The organism is Paenibacillus sp. J22P165, from assembly GCF_059692015.1.
In genome coordinates this window covers 92,428-111,320 of record NZ_JCAUAP010000015.1, presented here as the reverse complement: position 1 = coordinate 111,320, position 18,893 = coordinate 92,428, and the positions used below count along the sequence as shown (strand labels likewise).

Annotated in this window: 14 protein-coding genes; 7 read left to right on the top strand and 7 right to left on the bottom strand. The window is 45.7% G+C overall.

The features are described from left to right. Positions 1-12 precede the first annotated feature (12 nt). Positions 13-1,218, top strand: a complete 1,206-nt coding sequence (locus AC58QM_RS30125; protein ID WP_497288459.1) for an MFS transporter — start codon at positions 13-15, stop codon at positions 1,216-1,218. A gap of 176 nt (positions 1,219-1,394) precedes the next feature. On the opposite strand, the gene AC58QM_RS30120 is transcribed toward AC58QM_RS30125, so the two are convergent. Further along, positions 1,395-2,372 (bottom strand): GntR family transcriptional regulator, encoded by a 978-nt coding sequence (locus AC58QM_RS30120; RefSeq protein ID WP_497288458.1) that lies wholly within the window; start codon positions 2,370-2,372, stop codon positions 1,395-1,397. A gap of 270 nt (positions 2,373-2,642) precedes the next feature. On the opposite strand from AC58QM_RS30120, the gene AC58QM_RS30115 reads away from it, so the two are divergent. Then, a complete protein-coding gene (locus AC58QM_RS30115) occupies positions 2,643-2,903 on the top strand; it encodes a hypothetical protein (RefSeq protein ID WP_497288457.1) in 261 nt (86 codons plus the stop codon). Between the two features lie 487 nt (positions 2,904-3,390). Then, positions 3,391-9,300, top strand: a complete 5,910-nt coding sequence (locus tag AC58QM_RS30110; protein WP_497288456.1) for a galactose-binding domain-containing protein — start codon at positions 3,391-3,393, stop codon at positions 9,298-9,300. Positions 9,301-9,368: 68 nt separating this feature from the next. Here the strand turns inward: AC58QM_RS30110 and msrA are convergent, their stop codons facing one another. The 4 genes from msrA to AC58QM_RS30090 form a co-directional block, all read right to left on the bottom strand. Continuing rightward, positions 9,369-10,490: a peptide-methionine (S)-S-oxide reductase MsrA gene (gene msrA / locus AC58QM_RS30105; RefSeq protein WP_497288455.1), complete on the bottom strand. Its 1,122-nt coding sequence runs from the start codon at positions 10,488-10,490 to the stop codon at positions 9,369-9,371. Between the two features lie 27 nt (positions 10,491-10,517). After that, a complete protein-coding gene (locus AC58QM_RS30100) occupies positions 10,518-11,072 on the bottom strand; it encodes a redoxin family protein (RefSeq protein ID WP_497288454.1) in 555 nt (184 codons plus the stop codon). A 19-nt stretch (positions 11,073-11,091) separates the two neighbouring features. Continuing rightward, the gene (locus AC58QM_RS30095; RefSeq protein ID WP_497288453.1) at positions 11,092-11,805 is read right to left on the bottom strand and encodes a cytochrome c biogenesis CcdA family protein; all 714 of its coding nucleotides are present in this window, start codon (positions 11,803-11,805) and stop codon (positions 11,092-11,094) included. Between the two features lie 263 nt (positions 11,806-12,068). After that, positions 12,069-12,638, bottom strand: coding sequence for a TetR/AcrR family transcriptional regulator (locus tag AC58QM_RS30090; protein ID WP_497288452.1), 570 nt, complete (start codon positions 12,636-12,638; stop codon positions 12,069-12,071). 122 nt (positions 12,639-12,760) lie between these two features. Between AC58QM_RS30090 and AC58QM_RS30085 the strand changes: the two genes are divergently transcribed. Then, entirely contained in the window at positions 12,761-13,084 is a 324-nt protein-coding gene (locus tag AC58QM_RS30085) for a metal-sensitive transcriptional regulator (protein ID WP_310502247.1), read from the top strand. 85 nt (positions 13,085-13,169) lie between these two features. On the opposite strand, the gene AC58QM_RS30080 is transcribed toward AC58QM_RS30085, so the two are convergent. Further along, positions 13,170-13,328, bottom strand: coding sequence for a hypothetical protein (locus AC58QM_RS30080; RefSeq protein ID WP_497288451.1), 159 nt, complete (start codon positions 13,326-13,328; stop codon positions 13,170-13,172). A gap of 283 nt (positions 13,329-13,611) precedes the next feature. On the opposite strand from AC58QM_RS30080, the gene AC58QM_RS30075 reads away from it, so the two are divergent. The 3 genes from AC58QM_RS30075 to AC58QM_RS30065 are packed head-to-tail and all read left to right on the top strand — an operon-like array spanning position 13,612 to position 17,162. Next, positions 13,612-13,812 carry a copper ion binding protein gene (locus AC58QM_RS30075; RefSeq protein ID WP_497288450.1) on the top strand — a complete coding sequence of 67 codons (201 nt, stop codon included), beginning with the start codon at positions 13,612-13,614 and terminating at the stop codon, positions 13,810-13,812. 13 nt (positions 13,813-13,825) lie between these two features. Next, entirely contained in the window at positions 13,826-16,273 is a 2,448-nt protein-coding gene (locus AC58QM_RS30070; protein WP_497288449.1) for a heavy metal translocating P-type ATPase, read from the top strand. 25 nt (positions 16,274-16,298) lie between these two features. Next, on the top strand, positions 16,299-17,162 hold the full coding sequence (locus AC58QM_RS30065) for a DUF8832 domain-containing protein (protein WP_497288493.1): 864 nt from the start codon (positions 16,299-16,301) through the stop codon (positions 17,160-17,162). A gap of 327 nt (positions 17,163-17,489) precedes the next feature. Here AC58QM_RS30065 and AC58QM_RS30060 read toward each other — a convergent pair whose 3' ends face one another. Continuing rightward, entirely contained in the window at positions 17,490-18,731 is a 1,242-nt protein-coding gene (locus AC58QM_RS30060) for a BNR-4 repeat-containing protein (protein ID WP_497288448.1), read from the bottom strand. Positions 18,732-18,893: the final 162 nt, after the last annotated feature.

Sequence of the window (18,893 nt, the reverse complement as noted above, 5' to 3'; positions counted from 1 at the left end):
GAGGAAACGTGAATGAAAACATTGTCAACGAAAGCGGCTTTCTGGGCGGTTGCCTGGATCTTAACAGTTAGCTTGTGGGCAAGTACAGCTCCTTCGATTGTTTTTCCCATTTATGCTTCGGAGTGGCATCTTTCCAAAGCAGTAACAACAGGTATTTTCGCGACCTATCCGATCGTGCTAATTCTGGTCCTCATTATTTTAGGAAACATATCGGATTACATTGGTCGCAGGAACACGTTATTGATTGGACTCACTTTTCTTCTCATAAGTGCATTAGCCTTCGCCTCAGCCCCGAATGTATTTTGGCTATTTGGCGGTCGCATACTACAAGGTATTGGGGTTGGGCTGACAGCAGGATCTGGCGCCGCGGCACTTGTCGAATTTAACCCGAAGTCCAATCAGAAATATCCTGGATCCATTAATACCATCACACAAGCTAGTGGGCTGTTTTTTGCAACGATTATCGGTGCAGTTCTCATTAAATATGCCCCATCACCACTGCATTTTAGTTACTGGGTTTTGACCGCCATAGTGTTGATTAGCATGGGCTTATGTTTCTTCATTCCCCAAAATAAAGCGGTCAGAAAAACGGGCTGGAAGCCGCAAGGCATTCAAATTCCGCCAGGACAATGGGGACTTTATGCGTTAGCCGCCTTAGCAGTAGGAGCGGGTTTCGCCAATGGTGCTGTGTTTTTGTCGCTAGGAGCGCAGATCGCGCGTGATGTCGTTGGAACGAATGACATTCTAGTGATTGGAGTCGTTCTGTCGATATCGTATCTACTTGGTGCTGTGAGTGCAACCATCGCAGGGCGTTTAGGGCCAAGGACATCCATTCGGGCTGGCATGATCGCTGTCTTTTTAACAGTCGTTATGTTGGTTAGCGCTTCGGAATTACATTCTTTCGCTCTGTTCATGGTCTCGTCGGTCCTAGGTGGACTTGGTTATGGGTTCTCTGCAGCTGGAGGAATCGGGATTGTCGTTATCAACTCGCCTGCTCAGTACCGCGTACAGTTTATCTCCGCTGTGTTGGTCGTTGCTTATTTGTTCCAAGGCCTCAGCGCCTACGGTGGCGGGGTAGCTTCCACGGCGTTCGGCTTTAACAATGCGATATGGATTTTGGCTATCGTTGTGGCATTCCTTGCAATTCTTACCTTATTCCTATCGTTGAAAAACCGTATGGCTATGGTATCACCATCGATTACACCTAAAGTAGGATAAAAAAAGACAAATATCCCCTTGCAACTACACTCAAACCAACCTTATGAAACATGAGGGATGAGTGGAATTGAAGGGGATATTTTGTATACGTAATAAGAGTAACGAATGGTGAGTTAAGGAAGAATTAAAGGTAGACGCCATACAGGGGGAGGAGATCCTTGCAGACAGTTGTACTTCTAGCGTCTAATGCCTTGCTTGGAGATTTCGTCTAATAAGCTTTTGCTGGTTTTCTCTAATCGGATGGGGAACAACTCCACTTTCTCGGAAGCTAACTTCTTTAATTCAGGAAAGACAGAGGAGGAAGCATAAATGATATCAGATTGCTGCAATACACCGGGCAATCCCTCGCGGTCATTCCAGCCTAATGTCCCAAAGTGAATGTGATCAATACCCGCATCACGCACCTGGTTCGCCATCCATTCTCCGCCCGTTTTACCAAGGCAAACGAACGTGACATTCGTATCCGATTCTAGCCTGGAAATTTGGAGAAGACAGGAAGTGTCGACGGTAGTGCCGATGACCACTATTTTTTTGTCATAGCAGGCGAAGCGGGACTTGACTTCATCCTCGTGAATAAGAGTCGTAATAATGAAATTAGCATGGCGCAGTATTTCGTCAGACTCATCCCCATTCGGGTAAGGATCCTCTAGAAAGAGCAACGACACGGTACAATCGGTTGCTTGTTCAATAGCTTCACGGAGGAAATGGTGGTCATGTTCTCTGCATTCGACAAGAACAACATGTAACTTCCCTTGAGTTCGAGGCGTGCTCAACAGTACATATGCGAGACTGGCCGTGAAAAGTTGCTGTAAATCATGGCCTGCGGAAACGGCTTCACAAATGGTTTTCTCTAACAGCTTTTGCATAGAAAGCCGTTCCTTTCGGAGCCTTTCCGTTTGGATCCCATCTACAACCTGCGTGCCGCGCCCTCTCTGCATGGTGACAAGCCCTTCATAACGAAGTTGAGTGAAAGCATTATTAATTGTATTTAAATTAAGCCCTAATTCATCAGCCAATTGACTTGTGGATGGAAGCATATCGCCAGGTTCAATATGGCCAATACCAATCAGCCATTTCAATTGTTCCTTGACTTGCGTATTCACATTAAAGGCTAGGTCAGGAGCTACTCGAAGTGGCAGCTTTTTTTCGTCCATGAATGATCACCTTTCTGTAGCTCGACAAGCTTTATTATATCGCATCACTCTACAAAATAAAAACAAATCACCCCAAAAAGCATATGGAAATGTTGACATAAAAGACTAAATAACTAGTTAAATATGTAATTATATGTTATGCTACGGATAGTTTTCTGTTACCTAAAAAAGAAGCTTTTTGATGATGAAAATCACCATCGCCGATCCTTCAAGTTGCGAACGTATCTCGTTGGGGCTTGAACAGTCAGAACAGAAAAGGATGAAGACATCATGGGTGTTTGCAATTGTCCGGTATGCCAAGTAGGTGTTGTTGAAAATGTTGGTTACATTGAACTAAAGGAAGGCCCGCTGGAATTCAAGTTCAGTCAGTTTCCACCAGCTGAAAAAGCGGCTATAACCATTGGGATTTGTAGTCGAGGAGCATGTCAGTACGTGGGTATGGGAGCAACACCTGAATCTAGATCTCTTGCCAGAAGTTGTGTGAGTGATCTCTTTTTATCGATGGCTAAACATTCAAAACAGGTAAAGTGATCTAGCACGCATCATTTTAAATGGGAAATAGTTCCAGTGAAAATTAGCTGGTTCTGTTTATGTGCGTCTTCAATGTTTTTATGGAACTTCAGTAAAATGATATGTTATCTTTTTACATAAAAAATATAATATAGAACTTACAAACAGAAATAGCATTTTATAGGCAGTTATACCCATTAATTTACATAAAATAATCGAGGGGATGCACACGCGATGAGTGCAGTGTACATCTTGGATTTGTGGTTTTAACTCGCCTAAAAAATGTATGTGAAAATGGGGCTACTGTGCTTTCTGCATACAGATAAGTTGGACTAGCTAGACTCGAAACCTTAGGTAGATGGGCTCATTGTTTTATTTTACCAGTGGAGAATATAATCAGGCTGTGAAAACTAGTCGACAAAATTTGCGTATAATCGTTCCATTTTGCCCATGACTGTCATCACAGCTTGAGCCCCACAGGGGTAACATCTAAGGAGGAGAAATAGGTATGGCTTTACAAGCTAGAAGTATGCGCAAGAAGTTTTTTCAGATGATTACTTTCTCAATCGCTTCATCCATGGCACTTAGCGTATTTAACGTTGTACCTACCCCAAGGGCAACGGCTGCAAAAGCTGCCGGAACTTCGCAACTGATCTCGTATGAAGGAGCAACGTATGCTTCCTCGATGGAGGGAGGATTGTCACCAGACAAAGCGGTAGATGGAGACAAAGACTCTCGTTGGGGGAGTGCCTTTAGTGCAGACCCGCAGTGGATTTATGTTGACCTTGGTGCTGCGGCAACCATTGATCAAGTTGTTCTTCGTTGGGAGAATGCTTATTCCAAATCGTATAAGATTCAAGTATCGAGCGATGAGTCAGAGTGGAAAGATATTTACGAGAACAAGACCGGTGATGGAGGCGTAGATACGATTGCGCTAACGGGAGCTGGGCGTTATGTTCGGATGCTGTCACTCGAGCGCGCTGGAAATTATGGTGTCTCACTTTATGAATTTGAGGTATACGGTACAGGTGGAAGTAATCCTCGGCCAATTGTTCTAGGTGAGGATGTCGCATTAAAGAAACCAGTTGTCGCTTCCTCCTACCAAGTTGCTGAGAAAGACAAACCACTGATGATCCCACAAAATGCGGTAGACGGGGATTTAAAAACAAGGTGGTCCTCCCGAGACACGAGCGATGAGTGGTTGTATGTGGACTTGGAAAGCGTTCACACGATCGGTCGAATTCGTTTGGAATGGGAAAATGCAGCAGGTAGAATTTATGACCTTCAAGTATCGGATGATGCTGTCAATTGGCGAACAATTTACAGAGAAATGAACGGACGAGAAGGTTTAATGGACACGCCCGTCTATGCTAGTGGCCGCTATGTGAGAATGAAAGGCATTAGCAGAACGACTAGCTTCGGCTACTCGCTATTCAATTTCTCCGTGTATGATTACGTGTCAGGGGATCCTCAACCAACGTATACCATTCCGACACTGCCTACTGCTTCTACGGTAAACGTTGGAAAGGGCAGTTATTTAACAAACGATGTTTCAATGCCTCAGCCTAGACCGCCGGTCAATAAAACGGATAATGTCGCTGCGCCGATTGCATCCAATGACTGGTGGCAGTCGGTATTGATTAAAGATTTGAGTGACAGTCTCATCACACTTCCGCTTAAATCCAAATATACGAACCAAGGTCTTAGTATTCTGAACCCCGGCACGGGCTGGGTGGATGAGAGTGGGAACTCGCAATACGCAGGTGGAGATCCCGATGTTTACTTGATGTCTGGCAACATCAGTGCATCCCGCATCAAGAACAAAATATCCGGGTATAGCGACTGGGCAGCCACTGTTGTATTAAGCGACAATGAGACAGAAAAAATGAAAACGACTTTTGTCAAAGGCTCGCCTTATCTATACTCCGAGTTCAGTGATCCTACAACACCGGAATTATACTTTCCTGCTACAACGAAGTTTTTCGATGACAACAACAATGCGATCTTGGCAACGGAGGGTGCTACTGTAAAAGCGGACCATATCGGGTTCACAGTCACCAACTTGGATGGCGCTCCGAAACCACAAACCGTTACTCGCCACTACGGCGTGTTCGCACCGGAAGGTTCTACCTTTACGAAAGTAGGGGGCAAAATCAAAGTTCGACTGGGTAATGGGCAAAATTATTTATCTTTAGCTACCATTCCAACAGCTGGTGATTTGAACTATTTCTATCAACATGCGTATGCTTTCGTCACGAATACGACGGTAACTCCGAACTTTAACGAAAATACATCGGATGTTACGACGAAATTCGAAGTTACGATTGACCAGAAGCGGGCTGATTTAGCACCAACAACCTTGATGACCTTGCTGCCGCATCAATGGAAGTTGACGGAGTCCACGCTGACGAATCTTGCTTATGCGTCCATTCGAGGTACATTGAAGGTGCATGAAGGCAATTCTTTTACCACTGTAGATAAATTTTATGGGATCGTGCCTCAGTTTACGGAGCCGAGTGATCCAACGTACTCACGTAATGCTTTGCTAGAGCAATTGGACTTCCTGGATGAGTCGACTTCCAAAAATATCATGGCTGGCGATGCTTATTGGCAAGGAAAAGTTCTCCATCCTTTAGCTATGGGTGTACTGATTGCCGATCAAATTGGCGATACCTATTATAAAAATGTGTTCCTAAGCAGATTGAAAACGATATTAACCGACTGGTATACGTACACGAAGGGCGAACCGGAATACTTCATGTATTACGATCCGACTTGGGGTACTATGTATTACAAATCAAGTGAATTCGGTGCAAACACAGGACTAACGGACCACCATTTTACATATGGCTATTATGCGTTTGCTTCCGCTATTCTAGCAACGTATGACCAAGATTTTAAAGATAATTATGGCGAGATGGTTGATCACCTTATTCGTGATTATGGCAACCCATCCAAAAACGATCCTTTGTATCCGTTCCTTCGTAACTTCGATCCGTATGAAGGTCATTCATGGGCTGGCGGATATGGAGACAATAACAGCGGAAATAACCAAGAAGCAGCGGGCGAGGCACTCTTCGGCTGGGTCGGCGAGTACATGTGGAGCTTGCTATCCGGTAATAAAGCTACTCGCGATATTGCTATCTATGGCTTCACTACTGAACTCAAAGCTGTAGAGCAATATTGGTTCAATTACGACAACGACAACTGGCTGCCAGGGTTTAAGCACAAATCGGTCGGTCAAGTATACGGAAGTGCCTATAATTTTGGTACGTTCTTCAGCGGAGATCCTGTACATGTGTATGGTATCCACTGGTTGCCTACTGGCGAATATTTGACTAGCTATGGCTTCAATCCAGCTAAAGCGGCTAACTTGTATAACGGTATGGTTACCGATAAAAAAGGTCCTGAGGATACGTGGCAGCACATCGTTTGGCCAATCCAATCGTTAAGCGATCCACAAAGTGTTCTTAATAAATGGACAGTTGAAGGTACACAGAAGAACGAAATTTTCGATACGTATTGGTTCGTTCATAACATGGCCACGCTGGGTCAGCGTTCCAACGAGATTTGGGCGACAGGATGGTCTGGAGCTACGGTTTACAAAAAGGGTACAACGTATTCATCAATGATTTGGAACCCGACGAATGCTCCTGTTACGGTTACTTTCCATAACGCAGCTGGCGTAACCGGCTCTGCAATTGTAGGTCCGAAAAGCCTTGTGAAAGTTGATCCTACGAAAGTTAGCGACATGAATCAGAAGATAGCACCACAATTAACACCGGATTCCTCACAGAATACGACGGGTCAAGCAATCGAATTGACTTATGCTGATAATGAAGCATGGAGAAATGCGATTAAAGCGGTAAAAGTGAATGGAAACAACGTGGATGCTTCGAAATATCACATAGCACCAGGTAAAATTACATTGGATTCCAGCTTATTTGTAGAAGAAAACAGCTATACGATTGCGATTTCAGCAGAAGGATATCCGGATGCTGCGATTCAGCAAAATGTAATCACGAGTTCCACGGTAAACCTTGCGTTGAATAAACCAACCCTCACTTCGGAGAAAGCGAACAAAGGTGGAGCCTTTGCCGTAGATGGCAAGTTGGATACGCGCTGGGAGTCTGATTTCAGCGATCCACAGTTCCTTACTGTTAATCTGAAATCGGCCTATAAAATTAGCCGTGTACGCTTGAACTGGGAAAATGCCGCAGGCAAAAACTACACGGTTCAAGTTTCTAAGGATGGTGTAGAATGGACAACTGTTTACACGACAACACGCGGACATGAAGGGATCGATGACATTACGTTCCCAGCTGTGGATGCTAGATATGTCAAAGTGAACGGTACGAAACGAACAACGCAATATGGCTACTCCCTTTGGGAAATCGAAGTATTCGGCACCCCTTCAGGTGTTCTGGATACACCGGACTTAACGTCAGATACAACTATGAATAGAGTCGGCCAGCCGATAGACATCACATTTAACACAGATGCGGCTTGGAGTAGTGCGATCAACGCTGTGAAGGTCAATGGAACCGTACTGAACATAGGTCAGTATAGTGTTGCAGCAGACAAGGTAACCTTGGATGCTTCGGTATTCCCTGCGGTCGGCAGTTATGAGATTGCGATTGAGGCAAAAGGCTACTCGCCGGCTGTCGTTCAGCAAGTTATCATCACGAGCTCAACTGTGAACCTTGCGCTAAACAAACCGACAATCACTTCGGCGGATTCTGGGCAAGCCGGCAGTAAAGCGGTTGACGGAAACAAGGATACAAGATGGGAATCTGCATTTAGCGATCCTCAATTCATCACGGTTGATCTGGGCTCAGAGCACACCATAAGCCGTGCACTTCTGAACTGGGAAAATGCTGCAGGCAAGAGTTATACGGTTCAGGTTTCCACAGACGGAGCTAATTGGAAAACCGTTTATACGACAACTTCGGGTCAAGCAGGTATCAACGACATTTCGTTCTCACCTGTGAGCGCAAGATATGTGAAGATGAATGGTACAGCACGGACAACGGCATACGGCTATTCGTTGTGGGAGTTTGAAGTATACGGTAACCCATCTAATGCGTTAGCAGCTCCTACAATGAACGCAGATACGACGTTGAATAAAATCGGTCAACCGATCGAGATCACCTTCGCGGACGATGCGGTATGGCGTAATGCGATTAACGCAGTGAAGCTAAACGGAGCGATTGTGTCTGCTGCTCAGTATAGCGTAGCGTCGGGGAAATTGACTTTGGACGCGTCCCTATTTGCAGAGGCTAGCAGCTATTCCATCAGCGTTCAAGCATCAGGCTACAACGATGCTATCGTGCAGCAAGAAGTGACTACCAACACGAATTTGGCTCTTAATCTTGCTTTGAACAAACGGACGATCACCTCTGAGAATCCGCTTCAAGGCGGGAATAAAGCGGTGGATGGCAATAAAGGCTCCCGTTGGGAGTCAGCATTCAGCGATCCACAGTTTATCACAGTTGATTTGGGCGTGGAGCATATCATTAACTCTGTGCGCTTGAACTGGGAAAATGCAGCAGCAAAGAGCTATACGCTGGAAGTGTCCTTGGATGGCGTAACATGGAAGACGGTTTATGCGACAGCATCAGGTAAGGCAGTTATCGATAATCTTACATTTGCTCCAGAGAGCGCAAGATATGTGAAGATGAACGGTACGACACGGACAACGCAATATGGCTATTCACTTTTTGAATTTGAAGTGTATGGCAGCGCTGAAACCGCACCGACAGTACCCGTTACAACACCTGTAATAACGGCAGATACAACGAAGAATACGACAGGTCAGCCGATTGAAATTACCTATGTAGATGATGCGGCATGGAGAGAGGCTATCCAATCGGTGAAGGTCAATGGAGCTGCGTTAAACACAGCGAAATATACCGTAACACCGGGGAAAATCACCCTAGATGCTTCCTTATTCACAGAAGCTGGTAACTACGTGATCAGCATTCCGGCGACTGGATTTGGCGAAGCTTCGGTTCAACAGGTGATCACGCCGAATTTGGCAGTTAATCTTGCTCTGAACAAGCCGACGCTCACGTCCGAGAACCCATTGCGAGGTGGCAGTGATGCGGTGGATGGTAATAAAGGCTCTCGCTGGGAGTCAGCATTCAGCGATCCACAATGGATAAGCGTTGATCTGGGAGCAACGGTTTCAATTAGCAACGTCATTTTGAACTGGGAAAATGCTTCTGGAAAAGCGTACACAGTCGAAGTATCCACGGATGGCGAGTCATGGTCACCTGTATATGCAACGACAACCGGAAAAGGCGGCATTGTTAACATTGACTTCAGCCCAACCAACGCTAGGTATGTCAAAATGTCGGGAACCCAACGTAATACGCAATATGGTTACTCTTTATTTGAGATAGAAGTCTACCAATAAAGACGAGATCATATAGAAAGGACCGGAAGCACTTGTAAGAAGTGCTCCCGGTCTTTTTTTGCATCTATTCATTCTACAGCTGCACGTAAATATCCATAGCCTTCCTGCTGCATCTTATCCTGTGGAACAAATCGGATAGAGGCGCTATCGATACAATATCTTTTTCCTGTCGACTCGGCTGGGCCATCATCAAACACATGTCCGAGATGAATGCCGCCTACACGGCTCTTAAGCGCCGTACGCACTAAGTTATATCGTGTATCCTTTTCATAAGTTACAACATCGGGATCAATGGGTCTAGTGAAGCTGGGCCACCCGCAGCCAGAATCGTATTTGTCACGACTAGAAAAAAGAGGTTCTCCTGTTGCAATATCAACATAGATGCCAGGATCGTACGTATTCCAGTACTCATTGGAGAAAGCCTGTTCTTCAGCTCCGAGTACAATGACCTTGTATTGAAGATCCGATAATTTCGCTTTCAGTTCTTCGTTGCTCGGTCGTGTGTACAAAGCAGGGTCTACTTTAACGGTTTCACGCTTATCAAGAATCGTCAAATCAACGTGGCAGTAGCCGTTTGGATTTTTCAGTAAATAATCTTGGTGCTCTTCCTCAGCTAAGTAATAATTCGTTAACGGCAATGCTTCTGTGACGATCTTTTTATCATATTTCTTCTGCTCGTTAGCCATGACTTCATTAATAACGGAGATGTCGTTTTCATTCTGATAATAAACGCCGGAACGATAACTAATCCCTGCATCGTTCCCTTGTCTATTTAAACTTGTTGGATCAATAATTTTAAAGAAACGTTTTAGCAGGTCGGATAACGGGATTCGTTCCGGATCATACTTAACTTCAACGGCCTCAGCAAACTTACGATCCTCCCGAACAACATCCTTATAAGTGGGATTTTCGCCTATACCATTAGCATATCCGACAGTTACATTCTGTACACCAGGAATACGTGAAATGTAAGCTTCAACGCCCCAGAAACATCCGCCAGCCAAATAGATCGTTTGCAGCTTGCTATTCGAGTAATCAATAGCATCATTCGGGTTTTCTGAACGGGTAGTTGTAGGTCCTGTATTCGCTTTCGTAGCTTTCGTTGTAGACTGTGAAGTGAAACTTGGGCTGGCACAAGCTGTAACAAACAGTAGGAGCAGCAAACTACTTATATGAATAAATCTTCTCATTTTATTTCCTCCTAGAAGCTTCAATCATCAATGAATGTCGCCAAAATTGGTTCGTATCGCACTATTCGCGTTATGACCTGGCACCGATTTGGCCAGAATGCCATCAGAACCGACGTAGTACGAGGATGGATAGGCTCTGACCCCAAACTTCTGAGCCCACTTCCCATCTTCATCTAGCAAAACGGTTACATGAGTTCCTGTTTGGTCAGCCTGCAGCCCCTTAAACCACTTGGTAAAACGCTCGGAGGATTGCTCACCTCGATAATTAGGGTTAACGATCGTAATTACTTTGAAATCATTGTCCTGACTGGCCAATTCATCAATTTCATCTAACCCGGCTAAACAGATCGAACACCAAGAAGCCCAATATTTCACATAAACCTTTTCCCCAGCAAAGCTAGCTAGATCTACTTTCTTACCATCTAAGTCTTTCAATGTAAACGGAGGTGCAGCCTGTCCTTTATTTAGAGCAGTTCGCGGTGAATTCTCTGGCTGTGCAGCTTGCGTACTTCCACAAGCTGTGAGAACTAGCAGCGTAAGCAAGATAGCTATAGAGATCATCCAATTTCTTTTTATCATCATGATAGAATCGCCTCCCTAGTTAGTTAAAAATAAGAGCAAATATATTCAAGTTATTCGTCATGAGTAATACGCCCATCACAATAAGCAAGATCCCAGATATAACTTTTATTGCTGGTGTATAGGCATTCAGTTTTCTTAACTTCCTTAATAGTAAATCTGAAAAGATCGAGAGAATTAGAAATGGAATGGCTAATCCGAGCGTATACACGAGCATATATCCTCCGCCAACCAGCGACGACCCTTCACTTGCAGAAAGACTAAGTACAGCAGCTAATACAGGACCGATACAGGGCGACCATCCGAAGCTGAAGGTTAAGCCAAGCAAGAATGCCGCTGTGAAACCTTTCTTCTCACTCGTTGAAATCGTTAATTTTCTCTCCCGCTGTAGAAAGAGCAGTTGGATAAGACCTGTCTGAAAGATCCCGAATACAACAACAATGGCACCACAAACGACGATAAACGAGGAGCTATTGATAACCGTCCCCAAGGCTCCTGCCCCAAATCCAAGTAGTAGGAAGACGGAAGAGATGCCTAATATAAAAAATAAGGTATTACCGATCAAATGGGGATGAAGCTTCATCTTTCCTAATTGAATTGCCCTTGCGTTACTTCTAGGTGAAACCGCACCGAGATGAGCCATATACACAGGAAGTAAGGGGAGGATGCATGGTGAGAAAAAAGATAGTAATCCTGCTATAAAAACGCTTCCGACAAAAACATGTTCTGTCAACATATAGGTAGCCTCCCTTCTTCTGTTTCTATATAATAGACCGGTCGTCTAGTAAATGCAAGCTCTGTACAAAACTTAATGCGTGGACGGTTGCAGATTCAGCTAGAATAGGCATCTTTCATTCAATGAAACTGCATGAAAGATGGATCAGGAGGCGCAGGAGCCATTTACATGAAATCGTCAAAGACAGCAGCTCGGAAGTTACTTTGAACTGCTGTTTTTGGGCAACTTGTTACCTATAAAGTTATCTAGTTTGTCTATTTTGTCTAGTAGAGGAGGTCGGTAAAGATTGTAGTGATGGTTAGTTCTAGAGGTGCACTGGAGCGGGAAACCTTGGACTGAGAGAGGGCACCTTCGATACTGGCAACGATGTGGTTGGCAAGTCTCGCAGGATCAGTTTTCGTGGTGATCTCACCAGCCTCTTTGGCCGCGATAATTGTTAATGTGAGCTGTTTGACCCAATTGTTGAGTGCGGCCGCAACAGCACGCGAAACCAAGTCACTCTGAGAAGGCATTTCTGTCGAGAAGTTTCCGAATAAGCAGCCTCGCACATAGCCATCCCGTTCTGCAAAATCTAGGAGATAATCGATATGATTATGAATACGTTGAAGTGGGGAAGGGCTGGAATCAGTCAGGAGCTCAATACGATTATTTTTGGTGTATGCAATGACGGTCGCTTCAGCCAACGCTTCCTTACTTGGAAAGAAGTGATAGAACGAGCCCTTAGGCACGCCTGCGGCTTTGGTGATGTCGAGCACACCAGTCGCTGTGTAACCGCGTGAATAAAACAAGTCAAGCGCAGCGGCGATAATCGTGTCGCGAGTATTGGGTTTCATAGGAAATCTCCTTTCTATTACCCCTATATATTAGACCGGTCGTTTATGACAATGCAACCCCTTTTGTCATTTGCATAGGGTGGGGGGCTATGATAAAATGCAATCAATAGGGAGTGATTGTGATGACGGAGGAGAGCCATTCACACGATATGTGTGGAACTACAAGTGAACGAAAGAGTCATCATTCCGATAAAGCCAAGAGTAATCTGATTACGCGTTTGAACCGGATCGAAGGGCAAATTCGAGGGGTTAAGGGGCTTATTGAGAAGGATACGTACTGTGACGATGTGCTGAATCAGATTTCATCCATCCAATCCGCGTTAAATGGGGTAAGCAAGCAATTACTTGAGCATCATATGAAAAGCTGTGTCATTGATCGCATTCAAGAAGGCGATGAAGAAGTGATAACCGAGTTATTAACCACGATAAATAAACTCATGAAATAAAGATTAAGGACGTAAATATCCTACCAATAGTACGAAAAGGACTTCACCTTATAGATGAGGTCCCTATGTAAGTTAGTCGCCAGGCTTATTTTTTAATAAGTTTCAAATTAATCGCCTGCTGTTCCGTGAGAATAAACTCCTGTTGAGGCCAAATATCCTCATCTTTATCTCTGCCGAAGAGACGAAGGAGCTCTAGCCACACCCCTTTTTCCATAGCCTCTGCAGCTGTGATCATGATCTTCATAAGAAACACCTCCTGTGTTTAATTACACGGATCTATTGCTTTTTAAACGAAATAGGCAGGATGTTCCGAAGGTGCTTTATGGATAGGATATGCGCAAGGGTATGAATTCATCCTCGTACAGTGGGATATAGTCGGGAGCGTATATGAGTACAGCTCTGCGGGAACATATATGGATAACTATAGGTAACCCCCAGATAAGCTAAGTCTCTGACTTGACTTTATATAGGGTAGGGGGGTATACTAAATTCAATAACACTAAACCTAATAAAGGAGAATGAACTATATGCAAAATGTAACGTTAAAAGTAGCAGGTATGTCCTGTAATCACTGTGTGAATTCCGTTGAGGGAGCTTTGAAAACAATAGGTGCTACCGGGAAAGTGGACTTAGCAAACGGAACAGTGAATGTGGCATTCGATGAAAATAAGCTGACACAAGATGCGATTAAAGAAGCGATTGAAGAGCAAGGCTACGACGTCAACTAAAGAGGTGTAAATCATGGAAACTGCGGATGCTGCAACAAACACGAAGCAAACATCACTGCAGATCACGGGAATGACATGCGCCGCCTGTGCCAATCGGATTGAAAAGGGTTTGAATAAGTTGGATGGGGTCACGGAAGCCAATGTTAACTTCGCGATGGAGCGAGCAACGGTAACTTATGATCCTAGTCGCATCGATGCTGCTAAGATGGAACAAAGCATTCAGAAACTAGGCTATGATACGGCGAAGGAAGCCGTTGATTTACAGCTTGAAGGCATGACATGTGCGGCCTGTGCCCAGCGGATTGAGAAGACCTTAAACAAGTTGCCTGGTGTTAGCGTGGCGACGGTTAATTTTGCGATGGAAACAGCCCATGTCGTGTACAATCCAGCCGATCTTACGGTATCTGATATGCAGAAGCGGGTGGAGAAGCTTGGCTACAAAGCCGTTCCTAAACAAGAGCAAGGCGACCCTGCTGAACACAGGCAGCAAGAGATTGGAAAACAAAAGCGTAAGCTGCTGATATCTGCGATCTTGTCATTGCCGTTGCTGTGGTCGATGGTCAGTCACTTTTCGTTTACCACATGGATTTGGATACCGGAATTGTTCATGAATCCGTGGTTTCAATTAGTGATGGCAACACCGGTTCAGTTTTATATCGGGAGACAATTCTACGAAGGCGCCTATAAAGCGCTGCGTAATGGCTCTGCTAACATGGATGTACTTGTTTCACTGGGAACGTCAGCAGCTTACTTCTATAGTCTGTATTTGACGATTGATTGGGTGATCGGAGGCGCGGGCGTGCATCATGGACCGTCTCTGTACTATGAAACAAGTGCTGTGCTGATTACGTTAGTCATCATGGGGAAATTGTTTGAAGCACTTGCTAAGGGACGGACATCGGAAGCGATTAAGTCTTTGATGGGGCTGCAGGCGAAAACCGCGTTGGTTATCCGCGAAGGTCAAGAGCTCAATCTACCCATTGACGAAGTTATGACGGGGGATATCGTGCTCGTACGTCCGGGAGATAAAATACCGGTAGACGGCGAAGTGCTTGAAGGCTCTTCCTCTGTGGATGAATCGATGCTCACTGGGGAAAGCCTGCCTGTAACCAAGAACCCTGGTGATGCGGTAATAGGAGCAACCATCAACAAAAATGGTAGGCTCCGCATCCAAGCGACGAAGGTTGGGAAAGAAACGGCGCTGGCACAAATTATTAAAGTCGTCGAAGAAGCGCAAGGCTCGAAAGCGCCGATTCAACGGGTAGCCGACGTTATTTCTGGGATTTTTGTTCCTATTGTAGTGGGTATCTCTCTTATCGCTTTTCTAGTGTGGTATTTCTTCGTGACACCGGGCGATTTTGCAGGTGCGTTGGAGAAAGCCATAGCCATCTTGGTTATTGCATGCCCATGTGCGCTGGGCTTAGCGACGCCGACTTCGATTATGGCGGGATCAGGGCGCGCGGCCGAACTGGGCATTTTGTTCAAAGGTGGCGAACATCTAGAGAAGACGCATCAGATTGATGTCATTATTTTAGATAAAACAGGTACGGTCACCAAAGGAAAGCCAGCACTTACCGATGTGTACGCGGAAGGTGACGAAGCGGAATTCCTACGACTTGTAGGCGCCGCGGAGAGTAACTCGGAGCATCCCCTCGCAGAAGCGATCGTGGCTGGGATTCGAGAGAAGGGCATTGAACTACCCGCAGTAGAATCATTCGAAGCGATCCCGGGCTATGGCATTCAAGCTGTTGTTGAAGGGAAAGAGCTGCTCATCGGAACGCGACGTCTCATGGAGCAATATGGAGTAGATGCGAAGGCTGCCTATGACACGATGTCGAAGCTTGAGGAGTCCGGTAAAACAGCTATGCTTGTCGCCATTAATAAAGGGTACGGGGGTATAGTAGCTGTTGCGGATACAGTCAAAGAAACGTCGCATGCCGCGGTTCGTCGTTTGAAGGCAATGGGCATTGGGGTCATTATGATTACCGGCGATAACGAACGGACGGCCCAAGCGATCGCAGATCAAGTGGGTATTGAGCATGTACTCGCGGAGGTTCTACCAGAAGGCAAAGCGGCAGAAGTGAAAAAACTCCAAGCGCTAGGAAAGAAAGTGGCGATGGTTGGAGATGGTATTAATGATGCACCGGCGCTAGCGACGGCTGATATCGGGATGGCGATCGGGACGGGTACGGATGTGGCGATGGAAGCTGCTGATGTAACGCTTATGCGTGGGGATTTAGCGAGCATTCCGGATGCTATCTACATGAGCCGTCAAACGATGCGCAACATCAAACAAAATTTGGTCTGGGCACTCGGATACAATACGTTAGGGATACCTATTGCTGCGCTTGGCTTATTGGCGCCTTGGGTGGCGGGCCTAGCTATGGCATTAAGCTCGGTTTCTGTCGTTCTTAATGCACTTCGTCTGCAACGTGTGAAGATTCGCAAAGAATTGACCTAGATGTAGGAGAGAGAAGCGCGTGTATATGCATAAAATAGGGCTTATCTCAGCTATGCTTGCCATGCTGTTTCTGAGCGCATGCGGCAGTGTCAGAGAGGCATCCTCGAACAAGAGTCAGCACGGCAGTCACGAAGCAGCCTCCAGCCCAGCAAGTGCCGATGAACATAGCGGACATGGGGGCGAAATGCCGAAGGCATCCACGAATCTGAAAGCATCGTTCACGTTCGGATCGACAAGTCTGAAAGTCAATGAGAAGTCGGAATTAACGATCCAAATTACGGACGATGTTGGCAAAGCAGTGACTGATTTTGAACTTAATCATGAGAAGCTGCTGCACTTGATTATAGTGAATCACAATCTATCCTCTTTTCAACATATCCATCCGACCTATCAAGGAAATGGCAAGTTTACAGTCAGCGCAAGCTTCGATGCAGGTGGGGACTACAAGCTCATCGCTGATTTTATTCCTAAGGGCGGAACTAGCACAACGCTCAGTCAATGGGTGAAGGTTGCCGGTAAAGAGGCAGAGCACACTGTGCTCAAAGCGGATGCCAAGCTGCGGCAAGAGGTTAGCGGTAAGACAGTTGAACTTTCCTTGAGCAGCTTGAAGGCCAAAGATGAGGTAACGCTCAATTTTACAATTCGAGACGCTCAGACGAACAAGGAGATCACGAATCTGCAGCCTTATTTAGGAGCTGTAGGTCATGTTGTGATTCTGTCAGCCGATGCCGAGCAGTACATTCATGTACATCCGCTTGAGGAGAAGGCAACGGGTCCTGTTGCTAGGTTCGCCACCTCATTCCCAAAAGCGGGCATCTATAAGCTGTGGGGACAGTTTCAACATAACGGGGAAGTGTTTACAGTGCCTTTCGTTGTTGATGTAAAATGAGTCCATGTAAGCTCATGAATAAAGGGATGTCCCACTGCCGCATCACATTTAGATGTAAAAACTACAGCTAATGTGCTCGAATTTGAGGTATTTTCGTGATTAGATGGAAAAAATACAGGTAAATTCTATGAAATTTGAAAAATCGATACAATTGGAGGAATTTAACTACAGGAAATACAGTTAATCATCCGAATTCGCTAAATCCGTTTCAAATAGATGGAGTAAATCCAGTTGAATTATGGGAAGTTGCTTGATTCTTCATATGTCAATAACGAAAAGAGGCGTTTCAATAAGTCTACATAGACTATTGAGACAGCCTCTTTTCGTTTATTGTGTCCCCTTAACCAACTTCATCTTCAAAGCCGTCTCATAGTTAGTAAAATGCACATAATCCCCATGCATCCACAGAAGGAGCGCGTCTTCATGCCCGCTGCTCCTAGCTAGGACAGGCCTCACGTTATTGTGAGACGAACCGCTGGTCACGGCAGTGGATTCCCATGTTTTACCATAATCTGTCGTGTGCCAATGCTCGATTTCGAAGATACCATTGACCGAACGAGATAGGTACACGTTGGCCGGGTTGGCATGATCGAGTATAAGACCGCCGGAGTAGAAGGGTTCCCGTTCCACGGCGCCTTGCACGGTTTGCGGGAACCAGGAGCCGCTGGCTGTTATTTCATGGTTCTCCCAGGCGTGGCCGTTCCAATAGCTGTACCAGTAGCGGTGATCCGTATTGCTGTGGAAAACCGCGTACACGATGGCAGGACGACCTTCGGTGTCCACCGCAATATCCCAGATCCATGCCTTCGTATCGTGTAGGGTTCCGTCGAACACCACATCGGCTTCACGGGGAAGCATAGGCAGATCGGATAGCGGTTTAATGGTTGAACCATCCGCATGAGAGATACTGCCATCTTGGATGCAAGCACAGTAGATGCTGTTGTGCGGTTCTATATTCGGGTGCCCGTCAGTAAAAGCAAACCAGATGGTATCCTCGCCATTACTGGCATACTTGACGTAGGGGCGGGCGCCTTCTCCCATGATTAAGGTTTGGGGTTCCGACCATGTCTCCTCTTTATCAAGTAAACAACTGAAATTAGGTTTGAAATTACCGCCACGCCAGAACAAATACTGCTGGTGTTCCTGACGGAGATAGATTGGATTGGGATAGGTATATCCATGCATACCGCTTGTATTCTCGGGAAGTTCTTGTTCAGCGCCAAAGGACGTGATATCCTCTGCCGTTTCCATTTGACGGTAATACATCGTCTTCCCATTATGAGCAGAGTAGTAGATGACTGCACGTCCATCGGCAGGAACATACAACGAGGGATTCGCATGGTCATCCTTCTGCAGATTTGGCTTTATCATGACGGAGTTCACTGACTCGTCACGATGATCATAGGTACCGATCATGACATGGCCCTGCTGTGTCAACCAACCGACATAGGTACGGTCCTGCTGTCCGACATATCGGACTGCCCGTGGGTCAGCGAAGAAACACCACGCTCCATCCTCGGTAAAACTTGCATGTTGTTCGCCTCGCATAGCAATCAATTCCTTCTTCATATACTTTTCGTCCCTCCATGTATTCGGACGCAGATACGTGGGAATGTCCAGAATTTCCTACATTCTACCGCATCCTTTAGGAGCTGTGAAGCGCGAATTTGGCGTGCTTTTTCTGGCAGATCGACCAAGAAAATCGTTTCGCAAACGCCTTATACTGAAAGG